Origin of the sequence: Ekhidna sp. (assembly GCF_965221965.1) — a bacterium.
Lineage (GTDB): Bacteria > Bacteroidota > Bacteroidia > Cytophagales > Cyclobacteriaceae > Ekhidna.
This window is the reverse complement of record NZ_OZ244926.1, coordinates 1789659-1801373: the sequence shown is the minus strand read 5'-3', so window position 1 is coordinate 1801373 and position 11715 is coordinate 1789659. Positions and strand designations below refer to the sequence as shown.

Sequence of the window (11715 nt, the reverse complement as noted above, 5' to 3'; positions counted from 1 at the left end):
ACTCAATTTGATTTCGTATTATTACAAATGAAAGCTGTAGTGTGATGATAAAATCAGTTCTTACGATTTGTTTATTGGTCTGCCTTACAACTCTTTCTTATGGGCAATATTGGTTTGGTCCCAAGGTAGGGGTAAGTTACATTGATCATGTATATCAGGATAAAGATTATGAAGATGACTTCAATGTAGCGCCAAACGTTAATTGGCAGGCAGGTTTTGCTTTGGCTTATACGGCAAGTGATTTGTATGCAGTTTATGGTGAGCTATTATATGAGCGTGTGCATAAAACGGTAAAGGATCAACCTACGGATGGATCAGTAGTTAAAACGGACATGACCAACCATTTTATCTCTGCTCCGGTCATGCTGAGGGTTACTTTAGGCAAAGTTCCGTTTCATTATTATGTAAATGGTGGGCCAAGACTCGCTTATTGGGTAGGAGGCAAAGGTACGGTTTATCCTACAGGTAACGATGAGTTTTGGCCTCTTGATCCTAGAGATGATGGAAGTCTACCGCCTATTGAGTATAAGTTAAAATTTAATTCAGACAATGCGTCTCCAGATAATACGTCTACAGCTTATGTTAGCAAGCCAAATCGGGTTCAGTTTGGTCTTACAGTCGGTGCTGGAATGTTCTTTGATATTCAAGGAGGATCTAGATTGCAATTGGACTTTAGGTATACCTGGCAGCACAGCAATATGGCAACCAATTCAGATGAGGATACAAATCTTATCAGAGATGGTTTAGGAGGTGGTGGCAATTATCGAGAAAATCTGGAGTACTATCACAATTTTGCCACGATCGGAATTGCCTACTTATTTAACTATGACGCTAACCTGAAAAGGAAAGGAAGAAGTACAAGCAAGGAAAGTAATAAAAAGAAGAAATAATATAATTATTTCAAGTTAAATAGCCGAAAAATACCGCCTTTTATTGATTTATTCCTATAATTACAGGTAAATACCTAACTTAACTTTTAAAGCCTGTAAATTCAATCACTGTGGTTAAAGCATTCTTAAAGTTCTTAGGAGGAGAAGAGGGTGAAGATAAGCAAATGCTACTCTTGCTCGGCAAGGGCTTTTTCATGGGTATTCTTCTAGCCACTTATCAAATTGGAGCTGAAACTTTATTTCTAAGCGTTCTTGGTGATGAATGGTTAGATCAAGCATTTTTCACCGCTGGTGCAGCAGGGATTGTATCAACCGCTTTGTTTGTCTTTTTACAGAGAAAGATCAATTTTTCAACTTTAGTCATCTCCACAACTTTTGTCATTCTATTATTTATAGGAGGAATAAGGGCAGCCTTTGAGTTTATAGGCTATGATACTGAAGTCACAGGTCAGTTTCAATTGTTACCATTCATTCTATTTGTAATGATTGGACCGGTTACCTCCATTACGCTGTTAGGATTTTGGGGTGTTTTCGGCCGGGTGTTCGACTTGCGGGCAAGTAAAAGAATCATAGGCGGTATTGATACAGGCCAGTTGATGGCGACAATGATTGCTTTCTTTAGTATACCTCTCTTGATAGCTGCTACTGATATGAATGCAACCTACGATTTGCTATTTGTGTCTGGTATCGCTGCATTAGGGGTTTTTATTTTCACCCTTCTCCTGGCCATTAATTACAACCTGAACAAGGCTACTAAAGTCATGCAGGGAGAGGAAGTTGAGAAGGTGAGCTTTCTCAGCTTGGTGAAAGATAAGTACCTGAGACTGCTTTCTATTTTCCTGATATTTTCGATGGGAGCAGCAGTCTTCATGGATTATACGTTCCTGAGCGCTACCGAGACTATGTATCCGGAGGAGCAAGACCTTGCAAACTTTCTTTCATTCTTCTCAGGGACCGTTATCGTAGTGTCATTCCTGATTCAGAGTTTTATTAATGATATTATCATTGGAAAGTTTGGTTTAAAGGTGGCTTTAATGACCATGCCACTCATTTTGATCCTTTTCACTGTAGGTGCAATCATCGTCGGTCACATTTTTGGTTATGAAACCAAAAGTGCAGAGTACATCATGTTCTTCGTACTAATCTCTGTTGGTAAACTATTTACTGCTGCACTTAAGGATGCTCTGGAAAACCCAGCGTTCAAATTATTCTTTCTTCCGATTGATATCAAGATCCGTTTTGATATTCAAACCCGAATTGAAGGGGTGGTCAATGAGGTGGCCACTTTCTTAGCAGGTGCAGCCCAAATGGCTCTTGGCTTATTGGTGTTCTTTAAACTGATTCACTACTCATATTTCATTCTTTTGTTGGCAGCCGGTATTATCTATATGGCCGGTAAGCTTTTTGAAGAATACAAAAAGACACTTAAAACTACACTTGAGAAGCAAAAAGCCAACCTTGAAGGAGAAGGGAAGCGAAATGAGAATAATACCATTAATATCCTGAAACAGGAGGTGGCATCTAAAGATGTTGATCGTGTCATTAATGCGCTCAGGTTGTTTGAAACATTGGAGCCAATAGAGTTTGAGTTTGTTTTGTTGGATTTGCTGAATCACAGGTCTCCAATTTTGAGAAGCTATGCATATCAAAAATTAGGTGATCGACTTTGTTGGGAGGCGGTTGAAATAATTGAGAAGGATCTTAAAACTGAGGGCAATGAAGATGTACTGAAAGAAGCAAAAGCTACTTATAAGAAACTCAAGGAGGCAGCTGAATTCAATTTAACAGATGTCTCAATTAAGGAGTTGGTAAGGTCTACTGAGGCGGAGGACAGAGAAAGGGGAGCAAGACTTTTGGTGAAAGCCACTGAAGATCGACATGTTGCCTTTATTGTTGAACTACTAAGAGATATTAATCCTAATGTTCGATCAGCTGCGATGATTACCGCAGGCAAAGTGAAAAGGCCTGAGCTTTGGCCTATCCTCATCGAAAACCTTCATTTGTCCACATACAGTAACGTGGCTATGTCGGCACTCAAAGCTTCAGGGGAAGCGGCTTTCCATACCATAGATACTGCGTTTTACAAGACTGGCCAGTATCACGCCACGATGATCAGAATCATTCAGGTTCTGGGAAGGATTGGTGGAAGAGGGGCAACTGAGCTACTGTGGAAGAAGATCGATTATCCTGATAGAAAGATTGTTTCGCAGCTCCTTTTATCGCTGAGTTACATTGGATTTGTGGCAAGAGATTTCCAAGCCGCTAGGATCAAAATTGCAGTAGAAGGTGAGATTGGAGATATCGCATGGAATATTAAATCAGCCTTAGATATTACGGAGGACAAGCCAATTGACCATCTTATCAAAGAAGCAATGGTGGAAGAGGATGTCAAAAACTACGACAATATATTCATGCTTCTGGCGATGATTTACGACCCTCAAAGCGTACTTCTTGCGAAGGAGAATATTCAGAATGGGACAACTGAGAGTATCACATTCGCTGTGGAGATGATGGACATCTTTGTGGAAGAGGAGCTCAAGCCTAAGCTCATCCCAGTCATGGATGAATTGAAGATTGACGAACGTTTAGTTCGTCTCCAAAATCATTATCCTCCGGAGGATTTTGATTCCTATGATGATTTATTGTTGCAGATAATTAATCGTGATTATAACAGAATCAATCGCTACACCAAGGCACTTGCAATGTTCCGTTTCAGTCAGTTGAGTAATCACGTGACTGCCGACCTGATTGCTAACCTATTCAATCCGGATCCCTTGCTTTTGCAAACAGCAGCCTATGTGATTTACCTTCTTGATAAAGAAGCTTATCATGCGCATACAAAACGTTTGAAGCCAATTACCAAGAAAGAGTTGGATAAAGCCATTTTACCTCCGGTATTCAGGCATGAAGATGAGGAGTATCACCAAAAACTGCTACTGATTGAGCGAGTAATTGAGTTGAAAAAAATTGAAGTGTTCAAGCGAATACCTGGAGAGCTTATAACATATATGGCTGAGGCACTTGAAGAAGTACGGGTAAAACTTGGATCTACCATCATCAGGGAAGGGGATAGTGGTTTGGAGCCAATGTACATAGTATTGGATGGGTCAATAGATATCTATGAAGGCGATCAGAAAGTAGCAGAACGTGAAAAGGGAGGGGTTTTTGGTGAGAAGAGTATCACAGATTCCGACACCTTCACTTATACAGCATTGGCACGTACTGAATGCACGCTATTGTTAATGAGAAAAGAAGAATTAATCAATTTAATGTCTAAGCATATTGAGATTTTGGATTGCTGGGTAGACATTATGAACGGGGTGATCGATCAGGACGAACCTGTAATTGTAGACGCTTTATTTGGATAACATTTCGACGAACGCATTTGAGATAGTATAAAAAAATAAGTTAATTCACGATATAAAAACCGCCTAGTCGCGCAAATGAGCAGTAACCGAACCATAGCACTTATTTATTCTGAACAAGATGATGCGCAGATAGAGGGAGGCATCAAAGGGTGGGTAACCAACTTTCATAAATTCCTCTCGACTTTGATGTATCAAATCACGCGGGAGAATCCGGAGATTAAGCTCATCAGCGAATCTGATTTTTCCGCTGCTGAGCTGGATAACTACAGCGTGATCCTTGCGGTTTTAACACCCAATCTTGCTAAAGAAAAAGTCATTATTAATGCCCTGAATTCGCATGGTAAGAAATTGAAAAGTCAGGGTAGAATTCTTGCAGATGGGGTGGCGCGATTTTTCAAAGTTCTTAAGCGTCCATTCGATCCGGATGAGCATTTACCGGAATTAGAAGATTTACTTACTTACGATTTTTACCTTGTCGATCCCTTAACAGGTGATCCCCAGGAGTTTACCCGATTTTTTGGAAGTGATGCGGAGCGAAGCTATTGGATGAAGCTGGTTGATATGGCTTACGATATCAACCATGTTCTTCATGCAAAAGAAGCGGATGAGGGTTCTGGATCATATGACACAATACCAAGAGAAAAAACAGTATATCTGGCAAGTACCGGTGTAGACATGGTAATCCAGCGTGATATTATTAAGCGTGAGCTCATCCGACACGGATACAAGGTACTACCAGACCACAGCCTTCCGAAGGAAGCTAAAGCACTGGATCGAATGGTGCGAGATGATCTGGAAAGATGTCGACTTTCTATTCACCTGGTAGGTGAAGATTACGGATATAAGCCAAGGGGCTCAGAGCTTTCCGTGGTAGATATGCAGAACAGGGTAGCCTCTGATCATACATATCAAATGGTAGAGAAAAACAAGAAAGCCAAAGACGGTGAAAAAGAGCTTTTCAGTCGGTTGATATGGGTTTCCCCTGATTTGAAGAACGTAACCGAACGTCAAAAAATATTTATTGAAGATTTGAAAAGTGACGCAGCTTCGCTGGAAGAAGCTGAGGTATTGCAAATCCCACTGCAGGAACTGAAAACAATCATTCGTGAGGAATTAGTAACCGGTGGTCGATTCAATATCAGGAAAGATATCAAAGGGCTTAGCGATCAGAAGAAGGATGAGAAGACCAAAATGATTTATCTGATTGCTGATAAGCGTGATGTAAATGACATTGACGACCTTCAATCTTATTTGAAAGATAAGGGATTCAACGTGGTATCACCGAGTTACGAAGGAGATCTGGTCGATTTAAGATATATCCATCAGGAAAATTTAAGACGGTGCGATGCATCGATTATATACTTTGGTCAGGCCACTGAGGACTGGATCAAGACGAAACTGCAGGACCTGCTGAAGGCTCCTGGATTTGGCCGTGAAAAGCCGTTAGAGGCTAAGGCGGTTTACTTTAAAGGGCAGAAGGATGTGGATATGGAGCACTATAAGAAAAACAACGCTATGGTTTTGGGGAATAACGGAGGAACATTTAGTCCGGAACACCTCAAGCCTTTTCTAACTAAAATAGAAAGCTGATGAGCGACAAAGAAATTGATGTTCAGGGTCAAGAGACCCAGGATATTGTTGACATTACCCAATTAATCAACCCGTTTCCCGGTCTTCGGCCATTCGGGATTGAGGAAAGTCACCTCTTCTTCGGGCGAGAGGGACAAAGTGATGAGGTACTAGTCAAGCTCTCCGAAAATAAGTTCGTTGCTATTCTGGGTGCATCCGGTAGTGGTAAATCCTCCCTCATGTATTGCGGATTGATCCCGACATTATATGGAGGATTCATGACAGAGGCCGGCTCCAACTGGCGTATTGTGGTTTCCCGACCAGGTGGTGGTCCGATCGACAACATGGCTGAAGCCCTTTTAATCAAAGATAAAGAGTACTCCAATCTTGGAGAGGAAGATAAGCTCATCCGAAAAACGATCATCAGTACAGTTCTAAGAAGTAGCTCACTTGGACTTGTGGAGGTGGTGCGTCAGTTGAAAGGTGATGATCATGAAAACGTATTGATTCTTGTTGACCAATTTGAAGAACTTTTCCGTTATCGTAAGCTGGAATCAGCAACCTCTGACCTGGATGAATCCTCAGCTTTTGTAAACCTTCTTTTGGAAGCCGTTCATCAATATGATGAACCCATTTATATCGCATTGACGATGCGTTCGGATTTTATTGGGGAATGTGCGCAATTTCCGGATCTGACCCAAATGATCAACGACTCTCACTACTTGATTCCGCAAATGACGAGGGATCAAAAGCGTACCGCGATCGAAGGTCCGGTAGCAGTAGGAGGTGGTAAAATCGCTCCTCGTTTGACACAGCAGCTTTTGAATGATGTAGGTGACAACCCTGATCAATTGCCTATTCTTCAGCACGCCCTGATGCGTACCTGGTCTTACTGGACCGAGAATAGAAAGGTTGGAGAGCCAATGGACTTGAGACATTACAACTCCATTGGTACGCTCAGAGAGGCGCTTTCCATGCACGCCAATGAAGCATTTGATTCATTGAGTAAGCGAGAAAAAGAAATTTGTGAGGTGATGTTCAAAGCCCTGACAGAGAAGGGCAATGAAAACCAGGGAATCAGACGACCAACGAAACTGGCTACCATCGCTGCGATTGCCGGAGTGAATGAGGATGAGGTAGCAAGAGTAGTAGAACGGTTCCGCGAGCCGGGCCGGTCATTATTGATGCCGCCTTTTGGGGTGACGCTGGAATCTGAAACAGTAATTGATATCTCTCACGAGAGCTTGATGCGTATCTGGGTGCGTTTGAAACGCTGGTTGGATGAAGAATCCAAGGCGGCAGAGATGTACCTTAAACTATCCGAAGCAGCAGAACGCTATCAGGAAGGAAAAGCCGGTCTCTGGCAGATGCCTGACTTGCAGTTGGCATTGAACTGGAGAGAAGAAAACAGACCGACGCTCGTTTGGGGTCAGCGATACAATCCGGCCTTCGAGCGAACCATGGTGTTCCTGGAGACTTCTGAAAAAGCGTATCTGACCGAGCAGCGCAACAAAGAAATCCTTCAGAAGCGCCAGGTAAAACGAATGCGAACCACTGCGGTAGTATTAGCCATTGCGGTATTGGTATCCCTGAGTTTCTTGATTTACTCGTTTATTAAAGCAGATGAGGCGGAGAAGGCCAGAGTCGAAGCTGAAGAACAAAGAAACCAGGCGATTGAACTACAAAAGGAGGCAGATAAGCAAAGACAATTGGCTGTTGAAGCCGCGGCTCGCGCAACTACCCAGCAGGCTTTAGCAGAACAGAGAGCAGAAGAAGCTCGATTAGCTCGTCTAGATGCTGAAAGACAAGCTGATATTGCAGAACAACAAAGACAAGCCGCTCTAGAATCCCAGAGGCAAGCTGAATCTGCAAATGCTGAAGCTCAACGACAAGCAAAAATAGCTCAAGACAATGCCGATGAAGCTGATCGTCAAGCTAAGGCAGCTGATTTAGCTAGACAAAATGCAGACCGTCTCCGCTATCAAGCAGTGGCACAATCCATGGCGATCAAGGCCAAGAATATCCTCTCAGAAGATCAGGATCAGGCGGAGCTGAAAGCCATCGTGGCACGTCAGGCGTATCTTTTCTATGAAGAATTCAAGGATGAAGGTAAAGACTATAATGGTGATATCTATGCCGGTATTTATAATGCACTTCAGGGATTGTACGAGCGAGAAGCTGTGAATAACGGAATGGAACCGGCCAAAGGAGATTCCATTTTCAATCACTATCACAAGCCGGTGGATCCAAACTCGGAGAATACCGTGATTGGTGTACGTTCCGTGGTGTATTCGGCTGATGGTAATTACATGTATTCTGCCAATGCGGATGGCGAAGTGATCAAATGGAATGTGGAGAGCCGTGCATGGGAACAAATTTTCCAGAATGATGATGTGGCGCGTGTGGTAAATATTAGTCCGAATGAACGGTACCTGGCATTAGGTACGGATCAGAATAACATTTTGCTTTTCGATGTACGAGATATAGATCAGCAACCAACAAAAATTGATGGTCACGTAGGAGGAACGGTATTTGACCTTTTATTCCTGCCGGATAATTCCGGATTTATCTCGGTTGGAGCGGATAATCGCATTTTAAGAAGTGATTTCAGAACGTCCACAGAATTAGCCAGGTCAGAGACCAGGATCAGAAAAATCGCTCTTTCTAAAGACGCGAAGACCCTTGTAGGCGGTGGAGAAGATGGAAATGTGTATTTGTGGGATTTAACGGATATAAGTGCAGGTCCTACACAGCTTATCAATAAGCCGCAGGAAGGAGAGACCGGATTCAATAAAAATGCCTCCCGTGCCATTCAGGCGGTCACATTCAGTAATGGAGGAAGATATCTGGCATACGGTAGTGAGGATGGGCGTCTCGTGATCTGGGATATGGAAAATAACGAACAGGTACAACCTACGCTTACCGGATTCAGGGCACCTATCACGGACATTGAATTCAGCCCGAATGATCGATTAATTTTAGGAACTTCCCGAAATAGCCAGGTAAGGGTATGGGATATGAAAAACTTATTCGACTTACCAATCGTGCTGGAAGATTACCAGGGACTTGGACAACAAGGCTGGGTCAATGATGCCGACTTCAGTCCGGATGGAAAGTTCTTTGTGACAGCAGCGGGTGATGGAAACATCAGAAAGTATCCTACGACGGCTCACGCCATGGCAGAGGAAATTTGCTCGCATATCACCATCGGAAACATGTCTGATAATGAGTGGAGGCAATACGTGGGCGATCCGGAAGATATCGAGTATGTAGAAACCTGCGAAGGATTACCAAAACGAGGATCGGAATTGTAAGAGACATTTATGAAGAAACACCTAATCGCTATTTCTTTATCGCTTTGTGCTTATTGGGGGCTGGCCCAATCTTCCACACAATGTTCGAGGGCATTATCACAAGCAGAGCTTGCCTTTGAGCAGGGAAGGCTCTCGGATATTATTAATACATACAATGCCGAAAACAGTGGTTTTACCCGCTGTTTGGAGAACGGTGTATTTACCATAGAAGAGCGGATCAGGGCTTACAAGCTTTTGACAAAAGCCTATTTGTTTCAGGATGATGAAGCAAAAGCGGAGGAGATGTTTGTTGAGCTTTTGAAAGTGGATAAAGAGCACCAGTTATCTCCGGAAGATCCCGCAGAGCTTTATCTTTTAAAGGATAAGTTCAAAACCGAACCGATTTTAAGGGTCGCGGTGAGAGGAGGAGTGAATAAGTCACTGCCCTCCGTCATGCAAAGTTTCAATACTTTCCAATCAGGAGGTAAGCGATACAATCAGGATGGAAACAATACAGGTCCGGGCATTGGATTTTGGGTTGAAGCACTTGCAGAAAGGCATTTATCGAAAGGGATAGAGGTGGCTGCTGGTTTGCAATACCGAATCGCTTCATATGAAATCGAAGGAGACCTGATTGAAACGGATCTAAACTATGTGGCAAAAAATACCAGTAACATGCTTCGGGTTCCGCTATTAGTTCGGTATAGCTTAAACTATTCGAAGAAGGACGATAACGGCAACCGGATCAAGATGCTTCCCTATGTTTTCATAGGAGGCTCCTTTGACATGATGCTGCAAGCCAAATACATTGATGCCAGTAGAACAGGAGGAACGGCCTATACTTTACCGGATGAAAGTGCAGACCTGAAGTCAAATGATCAGGTTGCTAATACCAATGTGTCCATTTTGGCCGGATTGGGTGTCAGGTTAAGAGTAGGTAGATCTGAGGTGGATTTCCTTTCTTTTGAGCTAAGATATGATAACTCTCTTTTCAATTATATCAACCCGGATAACCGCTGGGCGAACAATGATGTGAATTTTGGTATCGGACATGTGGAAGATGACCTGACACTGAATGTTGTGTCTTTTTCAGTCGGATATACCCGTTCACTTTACATTCCAAGAAAACGAAAGCAGTACCGCTAGTTTATGAGATATTTTAAACACATAATCATTGTGTCTTTATTGGCAGTATCATGTCAGATTGAAGATGAAAATGCTCCGAAACCGGATGAAGCATTCATTAAATATTTTGGTGAGCTCACGAGCTATGAAGCCAGTGATATTGAAATCGTATACGATGCAACTGGAGAGACAGCTGAAGGGCTGGTGATTTTCGGAACTAAGATTACCGAAGAGGGTGACAGAGATTACTTTGTTCTGAGAGTAGACCTTGAAGGAAACTTTGTTGATTCCACCTCTTATGGTTTTGTCAACCAAACAGGTCGGGATTTTACAGGAGATGGCCTCCCGGATGATTTCCGTGGAAATGAATTTTCCGGGCAAATAGAGCCAATCCCGGGAGGAGGGTTTATCACTGTAGGTACTTCTTCTATTTCTGAAAATGCACTTGATATTTCTGACTTCCGAATTCTGACACTGGGTATCCTGGATGCTGAGTTGAATTTAGCCAATGACACACTTTTAGCACTTGTATCACAGCCAGATAATACAGATCTAGACCTGGAAGGAAATGATGTGATATTATTATCAGACGGCTCAATCTTGATTGTTGGTGCAAAAGAGTTTGATCGAGGAGGTGGAATATCAGATTTTGATAACTTCTTTTTCAAATTCAACTTCACAGATGGTGTGATCTTCGATCAGACCCAGGGAGTAGCCGGAGATGATGAGAATGATGTAATCGTACGGGCATTCGAAAAACCATCAGGAAATATTGTGATGTTGGGTTATAGCAATACACCTAGTCAATTGGGAGAAAATGGAGGATCCAATGGTACAAATGCGTATTATCTGGAAACCGACCCGAATGGAACTCCGGTCAATTTCGCCGCGTATGGATTAGATGATCCATCCAGCAATGTGATCTACAATGAGGTTGTTACTGATGCTATAAAAACCACATTTGGTTTTTCATTATCAGGAACGTCATCTACTTCGAATGATCAGGATTTTGCTTTCGTAATGAATCTTAGCAATAGCGGCGTGTTTCTTAGTGCCAATAGTCACGATAGCTCGGTTTACAATACGGATAATAACAGTTTGCAAACTGTCGGAAACGGGATTGTTCAAGCCTCTGATAACTCGTTGGTATTATTGGGGCAATACCCCAATTTCTCATCAAATAATCTTTCCAGAAGTGGGGAAGGAATGTTTGCCAAGTTTGATCAGTCCGCCACTCCGATTGCAGGAGCCGAAACCTATTTTGGCCTGGCAGATGGGAATGACGAAATAGTAGATGCGGTGACTTTACCGGATGGAAAGATCGTCGCTGTGTCAAATGTTGATTTTGGAGGAGGAGTTCGATTGATATCCATTATAAAACTCAATAAGGATGGGTCATTGGATCAATAGGCACGGAAAAGTACAATTTAAGCTTGGCAAAAGCTTATCTCCATTTTTTGAGACTATATC

At 42.6% G+C, this 11715-nt stretch carries 6 protein-coding genes; all 6 read left to right on the top strand.

Annotated elements, in window-relative coordinates; translation table 11 throughout:
- Positions 1–44 precede the first annotated feature (44 nt).
- The 6 genes from ACOQON_RS08635 to ACOQON_RS08610 all read left to right on the top strand — a co-directional run bounded on the left by ACOQON_RS08635 (position 45) and on the right by ACOQON_RS08610 (position 11655).
- Positions 45–890: an outer membrane beta-barrel protein gene (locus ACOQON_RS08635; protein ID WP_420578522.1), complete on the top strand. Its 846-nt coding sequence runs from the start codon at positions 45–47 to the stop codon at positions 888–890.
- Between the two features lie 110 nt (positions 891–1000).
- Positions 1001–4258 carry a cyclic nucleotide-binding domain-containing protein gene (locus ACOQON_RS08630; protein WP_420578521.1) on the top strand — a complete coding sequence of 1086 codons (3258 nt, stop codon included), beginning with the start codon at positions 1001–1003 and terminating at the stop codon, positions 4256–4258.
- Between the two features lie 75 nt (positions 4259–4333).
- Entirely contained in the window at positions 4334–5848 is a 1515-nt protein-coding gene (locus ACOQON_RS08625) for a DUF4062 domain-containing protein (protein ID WP_420578520.1), read from the top strand.
- Positions 5848–9141, top strand: a complete 3294-nt coding sequence (locus ACOQON_RS08620) for a High-affnity carbon uptake protein Hat/HatR (protein ID WP_420578519.1) — start codon at positions 5848–5850, stop codon at positions 9139–9141. The genes ACOQON_RS08625 and ACOQON_RS08620 overlap by 1 nt, the downstream gene beginning before the upstream one ends.
- Before the next feature lie 9 nt (positions 9142–9150).
- The gene (locus ACOQON_RS08615; RefSeq protein WP_420578518.1) at positions 9151–10266 is read left to right on the top strand and encodes an outer membrane beta-barrel protein; all 1116 of its coding nucleotides are present in this window, start codon (positions 9151–9153) and stop codon (positions 10264–10266) included.
- A gap of 3 nt (positions 10267–10269) precedes the next feature.
- Positions 10270–11655 carry a delta-60 repeat domain-containing protein gene (locus ACOQON_RS08610; RefSeq protein WP_420578517.1) on the top strand — a complete coding sequence of 462 codons (1386 nt, stop codon included), beginning with the start codon at positions 10270–10272 and terminating at the stop codon, positions 11653–11655.
- Positions 11656–11715 lie beyond the last annotated feature (60 nt).